At 70.0% G+C, this 15,796-nt stretch carries 12 protein-coding genes; 8 read left to right on the forward strand and 4 right to left on the reverse strand.

The genetic code is table 11. From position 1 onward, the window contains the following. Window positions 1–1,503 carry a flavin-containing monooxygenase gene (locus ALI22I_RS44540; protein ID WP_077011587.1) on the reverse strand — a complete coding sequence of 501 codons (1,503 nt, stop codon included), beginning with the start codon at window positions 1,501–1,503 and terminating at the stop codon, window positions 1–3. Window positions 1,504–1,900: 397 nt separating this feature from the next. Between ALI22I_RS44540 and ALI22I_RS44545 the strand changes: the two genes are divergently transcribed. Beyond that, window positions 1,901–2,773 carry an SDR family NAD(P)-dependent oxidoreductase gene (locus ALI22I_RS44545; RefSeq protein WP_077011588.1) on the forward strand — a complete coding sequence of 291 codons (873 nt, stop codon included), beginning with the start codon at window positions 1,901–1,903 and terminating at the stop codon, window positions 2,771–2,773. Here the strand turns inward: ALI22I_RS44545 and ALI22I_RS44550 are convergent. After that, window positions 2,743–3,597: a transglutaminase-like domain-containing protein gene (locus tag ALI22I_RS44550; protein ID WP_077011589.1), complete on the reverse strand. Its 855-nt coding sequence runs from the start codon at window positions 3,595–3,597 to the stop codon at window positions 2,743–2,745. The two genes, ALI22I_RS44545 and ALI22I_RS44550, sit on opposite strands and share 31 nt — an antisense overlap. Before the next feature lie 67 nt (window positions 3,598–3,664). Then, window positions 3,665–4,351 carry a class I SAM-dependent methyltransferase gene (locus ALI22I_RS44555; protein ID WP_077011590.1) on the reverse strand — a complete coding sequence of 229 codons (687 nt, stop codon included), beginning with the start codon at window positions 4,349–4,351 and terminating at the stop codon, window positions 3,665–3,667. Between the two features lie 229 nt (window positions 4,352–4,580). Here ALI22I_RS44555 and ALI22I_RS44560 point away from each other — a divergent pair, with 229 nt between their 5' ends. The 3 genes from ALI22I_RS44560 (at window position 4,581) to ALI22I_RS44570 (ending at window position 8,236) form a co-directional block, all read left to right on the forward strand. After that, window positions 4,581–6,251 carry a peroxidase family protein gene (locus ALI22I_RS44560; RefSeq protein ID WP_077011591.1) on the forward strand — a complete coding sequence of 557 codons (1,671 nt, stop codon included), beginning with the start codon at window positions 4,581–4,583 and terminating at the stop codon, window positions 6,249–6,251. A 1-nt stretch (window position 6,252) separates the two neighbouring features. Next, complete coding sequence (locus ALI22I_RS44565) at window positions 6,253–6,693, forward strand: DoxX family membrane protein (protein ID WP_077011592.1); 441 nt, start codon at window positions 6,253–6,255, stop codon at window positions 6,691–6,693. A 154-nt stretch (window positions 6,694–6,847) separates the two neighbouring features. After that, window positions 6,848–8,236, forward strand: coding sequence for a rhamnulokinase (locus ALI22I_RS44570; protein WP_077012073.1), 1,389 nt, complete (start codon window positions 6,848–6,850; stop codon window positions 8,234–8,236). 220 nt (window positions 8,237–8,456) lie between these two features. Here ALI22I_RS44570 and ALI22I_RS44575 read toward each other — a convergent pair whose 3' ends face one another. Next, window positions 8,457–9,152: a FadR/GntR family transcriptional regulator gene (locus tag ALI22I_RS44575; RefSeq protein WP_077011593.1), complete on the reverse strand. Its 696-nt coding sequence runs from the start codon at window positions 9,150–9,152 to the stop codon at window positions 8,457–8,459. A 78-nt stretch (window positions 9,153–9,230) separates the two neighbouring features. Between ALI22I_RS44575 and ALI22I_RS44580 the strand changes: the two genes are divergently transcribed. The 4 genes from ALI22I_RS44580 (at window position 9,231) to metH (ending at window position 15,795) form a co-directional block, all read left to right on the forward strand. Beyond that, window positions 9,231–9,959 (forward strand): (Fe-S)-binding protein, encoded by a 729-nt coding sequence (locus tag ALI22I_RS44580; protein WP_077011594.1) that lies wholly within the window; start codon window positions 9,231–9,233, stop codon window positions 9,957–9,959. Further along, window positions 9,956–11,350 carry a LutB/LldF family L-lactate oxidation iron-sulfur protein gene (locus tag ALI22I_RS44585; RefSeq protein WP_077011595.1) on the forward strand — a complete coding sequence of 465 codons (1,395 nt, stop codon included), beginning with the start codon at window positions 9,956–9,958 and terminating at the stop codon, window positions 11,348–11,350. The genes ALI22I_RS44580 and ALI22I_RS44585 overlap by 4 nt, the downstream gene beginning before the upstream one ends. Beyond that, the gene (locus tag ALI22I_RS44590) at window positions 11,347–12,045 is read left to right on the forward strand and encodes a LutC/YkgG family protein (protein ID WP_179118555.1); all 699 of its coding nucleotides are present in this window, start codon (window positions 11,347–11,349) and stop codon (window positions 12,043–12,045) included. The genes ALI22I_RS44585 and ALI22I_RS44590 overlap by 4 nt, the downstream gene beginning before the upstream one ends. 162 nt (window positions 12,046–12,207) lie before the next feature. After that, entirely contained in the window at window positions 12,208–15,795 is a 3,588-nt protein-coding gene (gene metH, locus ALI22I_RS44595; RefSeq protein WP_238598893.1) for a methionine synthase, read from the forward strand. The last annotated feature ends 1 nt before the right edge of the window (window position 15,796 follow it).

Genomic DNA, 15,796 nt, shown 5'->3' on the forward strand with positions numbered 1-15,796 from the left:
CTACTGCTCCTGACCGACCGGCACGGACCGGCGCACGGCCGCGCGCGACGTGCCGATCAGGTGCCGGCTCAGGTCACCGCGCAACGTGGCCACCGCGTCGAGCAGGTAGTTCTGCCGCACCCGCCACGGACCCCGGTCACCCTGGCGCGGGAACGTGTCGATGGCCCGCTGGATGTAACCGGAGGCCAGGTCCAACAGCGGACGGCGGACCAACTCGCGGTCCGGCGTGGGGACGACCGACGCGTACCCGTGCCGGTCCATGTGGTTGACCACCCGGCACACCAGGCGCGAGGTCAGGTCGGCGCGCAGCGTCCACGACGCGTTCGTGTAGCCGACGCACACCGCGAAGTTCGGCAGCTCGGTGATCATCGCGCCGCGCCAGATGAACTGGTCGGACAACTCGACCCGCCGCCCGTCCACGCTCGGCGTGATCCCGCCGAGTGCCAGCAGTTGCAGCCCGGTGGCCGTGACCACGACGTCGGCTTCCAGCACCCGCCCGGACTTGAGCCGGACACCCTCGGGCACGAACGTGTCGATGTGATCGGTGACGACCGACGCGCGGCCCGCGCTGACCGACTTGAACAGGTCGGCGTCCGGAATCGCGCACAGCCGCTGGTCCCACGGGTCGTAGGTGGGCGTGAAGTGTTCACGCACGGCGTTCTCGTCGTTCAAAGCCTTGGTGGACAAGCCTGTGAGCACCTTGCGCGCGAGCTTCGGCGAGCGGCGGCAGAACTGGTAGAACGCCAGCCCGAACAGGATGTTCTTGGTGCGGATCAGCCGGTGCGCGGCGTTCGCGGGCAGCAGCGCGCGAACCTTGTCGGCGAGCTTGTCCCGACCGGGCACCACGCCGATCCACGTCGGCGAGCGTTGGAGCATGGTGACGTGCGCGGCGGTCTCCGCCATCGACGGCACCAACGTCACCGCCGTCGCGCCGCTGCCGATCACCACGACCCGCTTGCCCGCGTAGTCCAAGTCCTCGGGCCAGAACTGCGGCCGCACGACCTCACCGCGGAACGACTCGATGCCCGGGAACACCGGGTCGTGCCCCTGCTCGTAGTTGTAGTAGCCCGTGCACGAGTAGAGGAAGTCGCAGGTGAGCGTGCTCTCGGTGACCACACCGGCCTCGTCGCGGCGGCCGACCGTCACCGTCCAGCGCGCCGTCTCAGTGGAGAAGTCGGCGGCCAACACCTTGGTGCGGTAGCGGATCAGTCGGTCGATGCCGAACTCCTCGGCGGTGTCCCGGACGTAGTCCAGGATCGACGGCCCGTCGGCGATCGACTTCGCCTCGCGCCACGGCCGGAACGGGTAGCCGAGGGTGAACATGTCCGAATCGGACCGGATTCCCGGATACCGAAAGAGATCCCACGTCCCGCCCATGACATCACGCGCTTCGAGGACCGCGACGGACTTGCCCGGGCACTCGGTCCGCAGCCGATAGGCCGCACCGACACCGGACAGTCCGGCGCCCACGATCACGACGTCGAGGTGCTCGGGAGTGGTCATGGCTCCAGTGTGCGGGATGCGGTCCGCACGGTCCTTGACTGGGTGCGACAAGTATTTGACCCTGTACGGCATGTCGGTGATCCGGTTCGGCGGAGCCACACGGATTCCGGGCGCCCCGCTGACCTGGGCGACCCGGCCGAGAACTACGCCCACGCCCAACACGATCGAGTGAACATCACCCGAGGACCTACGAAAAACGCTGTTATCTCTCGGTTGAAACGTCGGTTGAAACAAGGAGGACGCCCGAGCAACCACACCTGACCCACCGGACCCGACCCACCCGACCACCCGACCCACCGGACCACCGGACCCACCGGACAAGCCATGCCGCTCGACTTCACGCCAGACTGGTGTCACCGAACGGGACTGGTGTCACCGAACGCCCTGAGGAGGCCGCATGTCCCAGCTCTCGCCCTACCGGTTCGCGGGCGGCACGGCGGTGGTGACCGGTGCGGCCAGTGGGATGGGTGAGCACATGGCTTACGGGCTGGCTCGGCGCGGCAGCGATCTGGTGCTGATCGATCGGGACGCCGACCGGCTGGCGGCGGTGGCCGGGAAGATCCGCGGGGTGCGGGTGGAGACGCTGGTGGCGGATCTGTCCGACATCGCGGGGCTGGGCGACCTGGCGGCGCGGATTCTGGCCTCGAACCGGCGCGTCACCCTGCTGGCGAACAACGCGGGCGTGGCGCTGAGTGGCACGTTCGACCAGGTCAGCGCGGACGAGTTCGACTGGGTCATGGACATCAACTTCCGGGCACCGGTCGCGTTGACCCGGCTGCTGCTGCCGACGTTGCTGGAGTCGCCGGGCAGCCACGTGGTGAACGTGTCGAGCCTGTTCGGCCTCATCGGCCCGCCCGGCCAGACCGCGTACTCGTCCAGCAAGTTCGCCCTGCGCGGGTTCAGCGAGTCGCTGCGCCACGAACTGGCCGACCGGGGCGTCGGCGTGACCAGCGTCCACCCGGGCGGCATCCGGACCAGGATCGCGGAGACCGCGCGGGTGGCGTCGGGGGCCGACGAAGCGGAGGCGGCGCAGGGGAAGGAGAGCTTCGCGAAGCTGCTCACCTACCCGGCGGACAAGGCGGCCGAGCGCATCCTGGCGGGTGTCGAGAAGCGCAAGGGCCGCGTGCTGATCGCGTGGACCGCCGTAGTGCCCGACATCCTGGCCCGCCTGTTCCCCACCTCCTACCTGGCCGTGATGAGCCGCCTCAGCCCGTCCACCGCCCGGAAGGCGGCAGCGCCTCAGCGCAACACCACCTCCACCGGGAGCTGAGTGGTCTGGTCGAGGGACGTGATCACCGGCGTCACCCGGTAGGCGTCGGTGTCGAAGGCCGCATGCAGGTCGGCGGTCGGGTTCGCCAGTAGTGCGGCGAGTTCGTCGGCGGCCCGAGCGTCCTCTTCGGACACTTCGGGCTCGTCGCGCAACCCGCCCCACAGGTCCCACAGGATCATCTCGTGCTTGTTCAAGGAGGCCAAGTCCTGCACCAGGTCGTGCCGCACCTGGGGAAGGCCGCGCGTGCCGGGAATGGTCAGCTGCGGTGACACCACGAACCGTTCCGCCTCGATGGCGCCCGACCGGCAGGCCCGCCACGCGTCCGCGCCCACCAGGAACAGGTCGCGGGGCACGTCCAACAGGTCGACGTCGCTCTCCAGGAACTGCGGGTCGACCAGCCGCCACCGGTCGCCGTCCCACACCTCCGCCACCACGTGGTCCACGTACCAGCCGGGGGCCAGGTAACCGGCGAATCCGACCCGCGACCGCGCCGGTATCCCGTGGTGCCGCGCCATCGAGACGAACAGCAGTGTGAAGTCGCGGCAGCAGCCCACGATCCGGTCGGTCGGTGCCCGTTCCTGGTCCAGCGACTCGGGGTTCAGCTCGTGCAGCCGGGCGAACATGTCCGCCGCGTACCGGAGATCGACCTCCGCCAGCCGTTCGGCCGGGAACCCGTGGTCGGTGATGTCCCCGTTGCCCCAGAAGTGGAACACCAGCCCGGACGCCGCCTGCCGCAGCTTCGCCAGATCCGGCCCGACGCCGTCCAGCCACCCGGCCAACGGTCCGGGATCGGTGAACCGGCTGTGCGTCGTGTAGTCGATCATCGGCGCTCCCCCTCAACGACTGTCGTCCTGTGTGCCGCCAGGTCTACCCCCTGCCCCTGGGGCACGGTCAAGCGGTCACGGTGAACAGGACGTAGCCGTAGCTCAGCTCCCGCCGTCCCGGGTTCGCGCGGACCCACTCGTCCACGACATCGCCCGGGAACTCGATGCGCAGCACGGATTCCAACTCGGCCGCGTCACGGCAACGCCACGCGGACATCACCTCGGTGCGCTCGGCGTCCCGCTCCCGCCACCACGCGTCGGTCGTGTCGGCGGTCCCCTGGGCGGACGCCCACGGCGAGGCGGCGAGCAGGTCGGCGAACTCGCCGTGCCGCCAGTCGTTGTCGATGACGACGAGCCTGCCGCCGGGCCGGAGCACCCGCCGCACCTCGGTGAGGCCGGGGTCGCAGTCCGGTGGGAAGAAGTAGGCGAACCTGGCGTGCACCACGTCCACGCTCGCGTCGGCCAACGGGATGTGCTCGGCCGAGCCCGGCAGCACCGTCCCCCGCTCCCCCGCCCTGGCCCGCAGGTCCGGGTCCGGCTCGACCCCGATGGCCTCCCCTGCGTCGGCCGCGTAGCGGGGCAGCCAGAACCCCGTGCCGCAGCCCAGGTCGACGATCGTGCGCCCGGCCCAGTCGGCCCGCACCCGCAGTTCCCGCCACAGCACGCCGTCGGGGTCGATCGCCTCGTTCTCCCGCTCGTAGACATCGGGGTGGTCGGCGATGTTGGGTGCGCGGCGGTAATCCGAGAATGTCACGGCGCCACCGTGGCACTCCGCCGATCGAGTGGCCAAGGAATATTTTCGCGCACGCACCCGCCGCCACCCGCGGGTTTCCTCGCCGAATGGACTAAAGCATCCGGACCAACGGAATAGTCCGTGTATCTGATGGACAAGACCTGGTACTTGTGTAGTACAGGGCGACCACAGGGGGTGCTCGTCCTGCCCGGGATGGGGATTCCGGGGAACGAATGACCCGGGGGGGTCCATGAAAAAGCACGGCACGAACAGCTTCTTCGTCGTGGGCGAAGGAGTTCTGGAGTTCGACCGGAACGGAGTGGCGACGACCCGTCAGCCGCTCACGGTGGAGGAATTGCGCCGGTTCCGCTTTTCCCGGCTGGGGCCGGAGGGGACGCAACTGGACGAGGAGACCAGGATCGCCCTGGCCACCGCCATGACCGCGGACGTCCCGCAGCTGGACTCCGTGGACCCGCCGATCCCGGCGGGCTTCACCTACCTCGGTCAGTTCGTGGACCACGACCTGACCATGGACCGCACCGAGTCGCAGCTCGGCGACGACGTCAACCTCGTCGACCTGGTGCAGGGCCGCTCGCCTGCCCTGGACCTGGACTCGGTGTACGGCCGCGGTCCCGGTGACCGCAACGACCGGGTCTTCTACGCCGCCGACGGCGTGAAGCTCAAGGTCGGCACGACGTCGCCCGCGCCGTTCCCGCCCGGGGACGAGCAGGTCAACGTCGCGTTGGAGGGGTTCGACTTACCTCGGTTCGGTGCGGCGGGCACCACCGAGGCGGACCGGCGCAGGCCGCTCATCCCGGACCCTCGCAACGACGAGAACCTGGTCGTCGCCCAGACGCACCTGGCGTTCATCAGGTTCCACAACCGGGTCGTGGACGAGCTGGCGTTGCGCGGTCTGACCGGGCGGCGGCTGTTCACCGCGGCACGCGAGCAGGTGGTGCGCCACTACCAGTGGGTGCTGCGCACCGACTTCCTGCCGCGGATCGTGGACCCTGCGATCGTGGACGACGTGTTCACCCACGGTCGGCGCTTCTTCGAGGCGCCGGGCCGCGGGAAGTCGCCGTACGGGATGCAGCCGACCATGCCGCTGGAGTTCTCGGTGGCGTCGTACCGGTTGGGCCACAGCATGATCCGGGGCGCGTACCAGTGGAACCGGGTGTTCAACACGGACGGGCCGGGCGGTGTCGCCACGCTGTTCCTGTTGTTCGTCTTCACCGGCACCTCCGGCAACTTCGACCCCGGGTCGCTGCTGCCGGACCTGGACAACCCGGACCACGAGAGCGTGGACACGCTGCCCACCAACTGGATCGCCGACTTCCGCCGGCTGTACGACTTCACCGAGGTCGACCGGCCGGACCTGGTGCCGCCGACCGCCGACGGCGGCAACCTCACCAAGCGGATCGACAGCCTGTTGGTCAACCCGCTGACCCAGCTGCCGGCGGGCACGTTCGACGGCCGCGGCACCACGTTCCCGGAGATCCAGCGCAACCTGGCGTTCCGCAACCTGACCCGGGCGAACATGGTCCGGCTGGCCAGTGGGCAGCAGATGGCGGAGTTCCTGGGCGTGCCGCCGTTGACGAGTGAGCAGATCCTGGTCGGCAACCAGGGCGCGACCCTGGATTCGCTGACCGACGCGCAGAAGGCCGCGGTCACCGCCGCGACCCCGTTGTGGCTCTACGTCCTGCGGGAGGCGGAGTTCAACAACGGTCTGCTGGGTCCGGTGGGCGGCCGGATCGTGGCCGAGGTGTTCCACCGCGCCATCGAGGGCAGCCGCACGTCGATCGTCCGTGAGCCGTCGTGGCGGCCCACGTTCGGTCCGGACGCGCAGACGTTCCGGATGACGGATCTGCTGCTGTTCGCGTTCGAGGGCAAGGCGGATTTGCTCAACCCGTTGGGCGACTGACATGTCGGCCCGCTTGGGGGAGCGGACCACCGCGGAAGCGCAGCTCGACCGTTGGGCCCGGCCGGCCCTGCGGATCTCGATCGGTGTCGTGTTCGTCTGGTTCGGAATGCTGAAGGTGACCGGCTCCTCGCCGGTCGCGTACCTCGTCGGGGCCGCCGTGCCGTGGGTGGACCAGGACTTCCTGGTGCCCGCGCTGGGGTGGTTCGAGGCCCTGCTGGGGGTGGTGCTGCTGCTCGGGCGGCTGCCGCGGCTGACGCTGGTCGTCGTGGCGGCCCACCTGGCGGGGACGTTCCTGGTCTTCGCCCAGCCGCCCGCTCTCGTGATCACCGGGGGCAATCCTCTGCTGTTGACCACGAACGGCGAGTTCGTGTTGAAGAACGTGGTGCTCATCTGCGCCGCTCTGGTGCTGCTCGGCCGGGTCGAGAGGCGGCGGACGAGCTAGCCGTGCGGTCGGCGTCCGGTCCCGGTCCCCGATCCTCCCGGGGACCGGGCTCCGGGCTTCCGCACGCCTGCTCATCCGGTTGCTTGACAGGGCCTGGTCGGGGGCGGTTGACTGCTGGGGTTTGAAACGATTCAAGGATCAGGTGGAGCCGCACATGTCGCCCGTGGCCAGGGTTTTCGGAGCAGTCGACATCGGCGCCTCGGGCGGGCGGGTCGTGGCCGGGGTGGTGGACGGTGGGCGGACCACGCTCCACGTGGTGCACCGGTTCCCCAACGGGGTGGTCTCGCTCGACGGGCACCTGCGGTGGGACTTCAGCGGGCTGTACCGGGAGGTGCTGACCGGGCTGCGGGCGTTGGCTGCGGGGTTCCCCGATGTGGTGTCCATCGGCATCGACACGTGGGCGGTGGACTACGGGCTGTTGGCCGAGGACGGCACGCTGCTCGCCGAGCCCGTGTCGTACCGGGACGGGCGGACGGCCGACGTGGTGGCGCGGGTGCACGAGCGGGTGTCGCCGGAGCGGTTGTACGCGATCAACGGTCTGCAGTTCCTGCCTTTCACGACGCTGTACCAGTTGGAGGCGGAACGGTCGTCGCCGTTGTGGGACAAGGCCGCGCACGTCGTGTTGCTGCCGGACCTGCTGGCTTATTGGTTGACCGGCGAGTTGCGGACCGAGATCACGAACGCCTCGACCACGGGTTTGTTGGACGTGCGGACGCGGACGTGGGCCTCGGAGTTGGCCGGCGGCGTGCCGTTCCCGCCGTTGCAGGAGCCGGGTGAGGTGCGGGGTCTGTTGCGCCGGGAGGTGTTGGCGGCGACCGGGCTGCCGAGCACGACCCTGGTCACGTCGGTCGGTTCGCACGACACCGCGTCCGCTGTGGTGGCGTTGCCGGCGGACGGCCCGCGGTTCGCCTACGTGTCCAGCGGCACGTGGTCCCTCGCCGGCGTCGAGCGGCCCAGCCCCGTCCTGACCAGCCAAGCGCGCCAGGTCAACTTCACCAACGAGGGCGGCGTGGACGGCCGGACCAGGTTCCTGCGCAACGTAGGCGGGTTGTGGCTCCTCCAGGAGTCGCTCCGTGAGTGGGCAACCCTCGACACGTCTGACCTACTCGCCCAAGCCGAAGCCCTCCCCGCAGGCGGCCCGACAGTCGACGTCGATGATCCGGCGTTCATCGCCCCTGGCGACATGCCGCAACGAATCGCCTCAGCCGCATCCGGCGCCCTGCACACCCCCGCCGAGACCGTCCGCTGCATCCTCGACTCACTGGCCGTCGCCTACGCCCGCACCGTCGACCAGGCCACCCGCCTGACCGGCCAAGACGTGGACGTCATCCACATCGTCGGCGGCGGCTCACGCAACGACCTCCTGTGCCGCCTGACCGCCAACCTCTCCGGACGCCACGTAACAGCAGGCCCCGTCGAAGCCACAGCCCTGGGCAACATCCTCATCCAAGCCCGCGCCCACAGCGCCGCCCCAGAGTCCCTAGAAGACCTCCGCGCCGCCCTAGCCGCCACCGAACAAATCCGCCACTACCACCCCGCCTAACCCGACAGTCGAACCCCCAGAACACGCGTGTCCAACGCTCAGAACACGCGTGTCCAACGCTCAGGTACCCCGAGTTCAACACTCAGGTCGGCCGGACCGTGTTCTGAGCGTTGAACTCGGGTGTTCTGAACGTTGGACACGCGCGACGCGAACGTTGGACACGCGCGACCTGAAGGTTCGACTCTCGTGGTCTGAGCGTTCGACTCTCGGGGGGGTTGGGTTAGGTGGAGTGGCGGACCCATTCGCGGTGGAAGCCTTCGACGTGGCGGGTGACTCTGGTGGCGGCGAGGTCGGGGTTGCCGGACTGGATGGCGCGGAGGATGGAGCGGTGTTCGCGGCGGAGGCGGACGGCGGTGCGGGGCCAGTCGGGTAAGGCCTGGACGGCGTCGAGCACGGTGTGGTGGATGGCGTCACGCAGGGCGGCCATGATCGCGGTGTTCACGGCGTTGCCGGCGGCGGCGGTGAGGGCGACGTGGAAGTCGGCGTCGAGTTGGTGGAACGTGTCCGCGTCGAGGTCCGGCGCGTCCATGCGGGTCAGCAGGTCGGCGGCGCGGGCCAGGTCGGGGTGGTCGGGCGACGAAGCGGCGGCGCGCACGGAGTGGCTTTCGATCATCACCCGGGTGCCGACGAGGTCCGCCAGGGGCAGCCTGCGGGTGGCCAGGTGCAGGCGCAGGGCGGAGCCGAGGCCGCCCGCCGGGTCGGCGATCACGGTGGTGCCCGCGTCGGGGCCCGAGCCGACGCCGCTGCGCACCACGCCCATCGCCTGCAACACCCGGATCGCCTCGCGCACGGTGGCCCGGCTGACGCCCAGGTCCTCGGCCAGCCGGCGTTCGGCGGGCAGCTGCTGCCCCACGCCGAGCCTGCCTGCGGTCAACTCCGACTCGACGTGCCGCAGCACCGCGCCGTACCCGGACACCCGAACACCTCCGACGAAACGACATGTGGTCAGACCACAGTCTGGTGTGGTCTGACCACAGAGTCTAGACTCACCGCCGTGAGAGTCGCGCTGTTCGTCACGTGCCTGGTCGACGGGCTGTTCCCGGACGTCGGCAAAGCCACCGTCCGCCTGCTGGAACGGCTCGGCCACGAGGTGGTCGTCCCCAGTGCCCAGACCTGCTGCGGTCAGATGCACATCAACACCGGCTACCCCGGCCAGGCACTGCCGGTCATCCGCAACCACGTCGAGGCGTTCGAAAAAGCGGACGTGATCGTCGCGCCGTCCGGTTCGTGCGCGGGTTCGATCCGCCACCAGCACGCCGACGTCGCCCGCAAGCACGGCGACCGGAAGCTGGCCGAGGCCGCGGCGGACACCGCCAAGCGCACCTACGAGCTGTCCGAGTTCCTGGTGGACGTCCTCCAGGTCACCGACGTGGGCGCGTACTTCCCGCACCGCGTCACCTACCACCCCACCTGTCACTCGCTGCGCGTGCTGAAGGTGCAGGACCGTCCGCTGAAACTGCTCAACGCGGTCGAGGGCATCGACCTGGTCGAACTGCCCGCCGCCGAGACGTGCTGCGGATTCGGCGGCACGTTCGCGCTGAAGAACTCCGACACCTCCACCGCCATGCTCGGCGACAAGATGAGCGCCGTGCTGAGCACGAAGGCGGGCGTGCTCACCGCGGGCGACTCGTCGTGCCTGATGCACATCGGCGGCGGCCTGAGCAGGCTGCGCAGCGGCGTCCGCCCGCTGCACCTGGCCCAGATCCTGGAGCACACCCGATGACGTTCCTCGGCATGCCCGCCGGTGGCGGCAACCTGACCGGCGAACCGTTCCCCAAAGCAGCCAAGAACACGCTCGCCAACGCCCAGATGCGCCGCAACCTGGCCAAGGCCACCGGCACGATCCGGACCAAGCGCGCGAACGTGGTCGCCGAGCTGCCGGACTGGGCGGACCTGCGCGCGGCCGGCGCCGCGATCAAGGACGAAGTGCTGGCCAACCTGGACGACTACCTGGTCCGGTTCGAGGAGGCGTTGACGAGCCGGGGCACGCACGTGCACTGGGCGCGGGACGCCGACGAGGCCAACCGGATCATCACCGGCCTGGTGCAGGCCACCGGCACGCGTGAGGTCATCAAGGTCAAGTCGATGGCCACGGTCGAGATCGGGTTGAACGAGGCGCTGGCGGACGTCGGCGTGCACGCGGTGGAGACCGACCTCGCCGAGCTGATCGTCCAACTGGGCAACGACAAGTCCAGCCACATCCTGGTGCCCGCGATCCACCGCAACCGGTCCGAGATCCGCGAGGTGTTCCGGCGCGAGATGCCCGGCGTCGACCCGGACCTGACCGACGACCCGCCCGCGCTCGCCGAGGCGGCCCGCGAGCACCTGCGGCGCAAGTTCCTGACCGTGGACGTGGCCATCTCGGGCGCGAACTTCGGCGTGGCCGAGACCGGCGCGCTGGTGGTGGTCGAGTCCGAGGGCAACGGCCGGATGTGCCTGACGCTGCCGCGCACGTTGATCAGCGTGGTGGGCATCGAGAAGCTGGTGCCGACCTGGCAGGACCTGGAGGTGTTCCTGCAACTGCTCCCCCGCTCCTCCACCGGTGAGCGGATGAACCCGTACACATCGGTGTGGACGGGGCCGACCGAGGGCCAGACCAGCCACGTCGTGCTGGTCGACAACGGCCGCACGGCCACCCTCGCGGACCCGGACGGCCGTGCGGCGTTGCGCTGCATCCGCTGCTCGGCGTGCCTGAACTCGTGCCCGGTGTACGAGCGGACCGGTGGCCACGCCTACGGCTCCACCTATCCCGGCCCGATCGGCGCGGTGCTGTCGCCGCAGCTCACGGGGGTGGACAAGAATCCGACGCTGCCGTTCGCCTCGTCGTTGTGCGGTGTCTGCTACGACGTGTGCCCGGTGGCCATCGACATCCCGTCGATGCTGGTGCACCTGCGGGAACGGGTCACCGAGTCCAAGCGGACCACGCCGGAGTCGACCGCGATGCGGGCCATGGCGTGGGCGATGTCGGACGCCCGGCGGTGGCGTCGGCTGATCCGGCTGGGCAAGTTCGGGCGGGTGGCGAGCCGGCACGTGCCGCTGCCCGGCTGGACGACGGCGCGCGACCTGCCGCAGCCGCCGAAGGAAACGTTCCGCGACTGGTGGGAGTCCCGTTGAGTGCCCGTGACGAGGTCCTGGCCAGGGTGCGGCGGGCGAAGGGTCCGCGCGATCCCGCGCCGGTCCCCCGTGACTACCGCGCGGCGGGCACGCGCGGGCCCGGTGACCTGGACCTGTTCGCCGAACGCCTGCGCGACTACCGCGCCCTGGTCCGCATCGTCAACGCCGACCAAGTCGCCGAGACGATCGCCGCCGCGCTCCGCGACCGGGGCGCTCGACGGGTCGTCGCGGCCCCCGGCACCCCTGCCGAGTGGACGGAATTGTCGTACCCCGCTGGTATTTTTGAATCCAGGGTTCCCCTGGGCGGGGACCCTCGCGAAGCCGAGCCCACCGGCACCCCAGACGCCGCCAGCGGTCCGGAAGTCATTCGTATCCCGGTGGACGTCGACACGCTCGAACGCACCGACGCCGTGGTGACGGCGTGTCACGTGGCGATCGCCGAGACGGGCACGATCGTGCTCGACCACGACGCGGCCGACCAGGGGCCGCGCGCCCTGACGCTGGTGCCGGACTACCACCTCGTGGTGGTCCGGGCGGACCAGGTGGTGGCGGGGGTGCCGGACGCGGTGGCGGCGTTGGCGGGGGTGCGTACCCAGACGTGGATCAGTGGGGGGTCCGCGACCAGCGACATCGAGCTGGAACGGGTCGAAGGCGTGCACGGTCCGCGCACGTTGGAGGTCGTCATCGTGCGCTGAACCCCGTGCGCCGGATCTCACCCAGTGGGCCGCTACGCCCACAATCGCGGGGTTCGCTAGGATCGGTTTCCCGACCGAGAGGCGCTGCAACGGGTGACGAGCCCGCCACGCTCGGCCGAGGCTCGAAGACCGTAAAGGGCGCCTCCCACGATGGGAGGCCGCGTGTCGGAAAACGCTCTGCGAGAGCTGCTGGACCAGCGCGTCGCGGTGCTGGACGGCGCCTGGGGCACGATGCTCCAAGGCGCCGGGCTCACCCCGGCCGACTACCGCGGTGATCTGCTGGGCGACCACACGCACGACGTCACCGGTGACCCGGACCTGCTCAACCTGACCCGGCCGGACGTCATCCTCGACGTGCACCGGCAGTACCTGGCCGCGGGCGCGGACATCACCACCACCAACACGTTCACCGCGACCAGCATCGCGCAGGCCGACTACGGCCTGGAGAACCTGGTGCGCGAGATGAACGTGCGCGGCGCGCAGCTGGCCCGCCAGGCCGCCGACGAGGCGGGCGGGCGGTTCGTTGCCGGTTCCGTCGGCCCGCTCAACGTCACCCTGTCGCTGTCGCCGCGGGTCGAGGACCCGGCGTACCGGACGGTGGCGTTCGACCAGGTGCAGGCCGCGTACGCGGAGCAGATCAGCGCGCTCGCCGAGGGCGGGGTCGACCTGCTGCTCATCGAGACGATCTTCGACACGCTCAACGCCAAGGCCGCCGTGGCCGCGGCCCGCGAGGTCGCGCCGCACCTGCCGCTGTGGATCTCGGTCACCATCGTGGACCTGAGCGGTCGGACGCTGTCCGGGCAGACCGTCGAAGCGTTCTGGAACTCCGTCGCGCACGCCGACCCGCTGGTGGTGGGCGTGAACTGCTCGCTGGGCGCGGAAGAGATGCGCCCGCACGTCGCCGAGTTGTCCCGGATCGCGGGCACCTACACCGCCAGCCACCCCAACGCCGGGCTGCCCAACGCGTTCGGCGGCTACGACGAGACCCCGGACGAGACCGCCGCGTTGCTGCACGGGTTCGCCGAGGAGGGCGTGGTCAACATCGTCGGCGGCTGCTGCGGCACCACGCCGGACCACATCGCGCGGATCGCGTCGGCGGTCAAGGACATGAAGCCGCGCCCGGTCGCGCAGGCGCCGAACCGGACCCGGTTCAGCGGTCTGGAGCCGTTCGAGATCGGCGCGGACACCGGGTTCGTGATGATCGGCGAGCGCACCAACGTGACCGGTTCGGCGAAGTTCCGCCGGCTGATCGAGAGCGACAACTACCAGGCGGCCGTGGACGTCGCGCTGGAGCAGGTGCGCGGCGGGGCGAACCTGCTGGACGTGAACATGGACGCCGACCTGCTCGACAGCGAGCGGGCGATGACCACGTTCCTCAACCTGATCGCCACCGAGCCGGAGATCGCCCGGGTGCCGATCATGGTGGACAGCTCGCGCTGGACCGTGCTGGAAGCCGGGCTGAAGTGCGTGCAGGGCAAGGGCGTGGTCAACTCGATCAGCCTCAAGGAGGGCGAGGAGCCGTTCCTGGCCCAGGCCCGCCGCATCCGCGATTTCGGCGCGGGCGTGGTGGTGATGGCGTTCGACGAGAAGGGCCAGGCCGATACGGCCGAGCGCAAGGTCGAGATCTGCGGCCGGGCGTACGACCTGCTCACGCAGAAGGCCGGTTTCCCGGCCGAGGACATCATCTTCGACCCGAACGTGCTGGCCGTCGCCACCGGCATCGCCGAGCACAACGGCTACGCCAAGGCGTTCCTGGAGGCCATCCCGCTGATCAAGCAGCGCTGTCCGGGCGTGCGGATCAGCGGCGGCATCTCGAACCTGTCGTTCTCGTTCCGCGGCAACGACACCGTGCGCGAGGCGATGCACTCGTCGTTCCTGTTCCACGGTGTGCGGGCGGGCCTGGACATGGGCATCGTCAACGCCGGGCAGCTCGCGGTCTACGAGAACATCCCGAAGGACCTGCTGGAACTGGTCGAGGACGTGCTGTTCGACCGCCGTGAGGACGCCACCGACCGGCTGGTGTCGTTCGCCGAGACGGTGTCCGGTTCGGGCACCAAGCGGGTCGTCGACCTGTCGTGGCGCGAGGGCCCGGTGGCCAAGCGGCTGGAGCACGCGCTGGTGCACGGCATCGTGGACTTCATCATCGACGACACCGAGGAAGCCCGGCTGGAGGCCAAGCGCCCGCTCGACGTGATCGAGGGGCCGCTGATGGACGGCATGAAGGTCGTCGGCGACCTGTTCGGCGCGGGCAAGATGTTCCTGCCGCAGGTGGTGAAGAGCGCGCGGGTGATGAAGCGCGCGGTCGCGCACCTGGAGCCGTACATGGACGCGGAGAAGGAAGCCTCCGGCTCCACCCGCGGCAACGGCAAGGTCGTGCTGGCCACGGTGAAGGGCGACGTGCACGACATCGGCAAGAACATCGTCGGTGTGGTGCTGGGCTGCAACAACTACGACGTGATCGACCTGGGCGTGATGGTGCCCGCGGCGAAGATCCTGGACACCGCGATCGCCGAGGGCGCGGACGCGGTGGGCCTGTCCGGGCTGATCACGCCGTCACTGGACGAGATGGTGTCGGTGGCGGCGGAGATGCAGCGGCGCGGGATGAAGCTGCCGCTGCTGATCGGCGGCGCGACGACGTCCCGCCAGCACACGGCGGTCCGCATCGCGCCCGCGTACGACCAGACCACGGTGCACGTGCTCGACGCGTCGCGGGTGGCGGGCGTGGTGTCGGCGCTGCTGGACGAGGAGCGTGCCGAGGAGCTGGGCGTGGCGACTCGCGTGGAGCAGCAGCGGCTGCGCGAGGAGCACGAGAACCGGCAGAGCACGCCGCTGCTCACCGTCGAGCAGGCCCGGGCGAACGCCGAGGTGGTGTCGTTCGAGGAGCTGCCGACGCCCGCGTTCACCGGGCTGCGGGTGGTGGAGCCGTCGTTGGCCGAGCTGCGCGAGATGATCGACTGGACGTTCTTCTTCCTGGCCTGGGAGCTGAAGGGCAAGTTCCCGAAGATTCTGGAGACCAACCCGGCCGCGCAGGAGCTGTTCGACGACGCCAACGCGATGCTGGACCAGATCATCGCCGACGGGTCGTTGTCGGCGAAGGGCGCGTACGGCTTCTGGCCCGCGCACTCCGAGGGCGACGACATCGTGGTCAACGGGCTGCGGCTGCCGATGCTGCGCCAGCAGACCAAGAAGCCGCAGAGCCGTCCCAACCGCTGCCTGGCCGACTACGTCGCGCCGGCCGGTGACCACCTGGGCGGGTTCGCGGTGGCGATCCACGGCGCCGAGGAGCTGTCCGCCCGGTACGAGCGCGAGCAGGACGACTACAAGTCGATCATGGTGAAGGCGCTGGCCGACCGGCTGGCCGAGGCGTTCGCCGAGCACGTCCACCTCCAGGCGCGGCGCGACTGGTTCGAGCCGGACGCCGAGCCCGAGCTGGCGGACCTGCACGCCGAGCGTTTCCGCGGCATCCGCCCCGCGTTGGGCTACCCGGCGAGCCCGGACCACAGCGAGAAGCAGGACCTGTTCGCGTTGTTGGAGGCCGAGCAGCTCGGCATGGCGCTGACCAGCTCGTTCGCCATGACGCCCGCGGCGAGCGTGAGCGGCGTGATCTTCGCGCACCCGGACTCGCGGTACTTCACCGTCGGCCGGATCGGCCGCGACCAGGTCGTGGACTACGCGCGCAGGCGTGGGATGCCCCTGGCCGAGGTCGAACGGTGGCTGCGCCCCAACCTGGCCTACGAGCCGGGCGCCTGAC

It is taken from the genome of Saccharothrix sp. ALI-22-I (assembly GCF_001984175.1).
Taxonomy (GTDB): Bacteria; Actinomycetota; Actinomycetes; order Mycobacteriales; family Pseudonocardiaceae; genus Actinosynnema.

Excerpts from the sequence above, each read along its gene's own strand:
- ALI22I_RS44550 (WP_077011589.1), bottom strand. The coding sequence starts at position 3,597 with ATGATCGACTACACGACGCACAGCCGGTTCACCGATCCCGGACCGTTG.
- ALI22I_RS44585 (WP_077011595.1), top strand. The coding sequence starts at position 9,956 with ATGACGTTCCTCGGCATGCCCGCCGGTGGCGGCAACCTGACCGGCGAA.
- ALI22I_RS44540 (WP_077011587.1), bottom strand. The coding sequence starts at position 1,503 with ATGACCACTCCCGAGCACCTCGACGTCGTGATCGTGGGCGCCGGACTG.
- ALI22I_RS44560 (WP_077011591.1), top strand. The coding sequence starts at position 4,581 with ATGAAAAAGCACGGCACGAACAGCTTCTTCGTCGTGGGCGAAGGAGTT.
- ALI22I_RS44570 (WP_077012073.1), top strand. The coding sequence starts at position 6,848 with ATGTCGCCCGTGGCCAGGGTTTTCGGAGCAGTCGACATCGGCGCCTCG.
- ALI22I_RS44545 (WP_077011588.1), top strand. The coding sequence starts at position 1,901 with ATGTCCCAGCTCTCGCCCTACCGGTTCGCGGGCGGCACGGCGGTGGTG.
- ALI22I_RS44565 (WP_077011592.1), top strand. The coding sequence starts at position 6,253 with ATGTCGGCCCGCTTGGGGGAGCGGACCACCGCGGAAGCGCAGCTCGAC.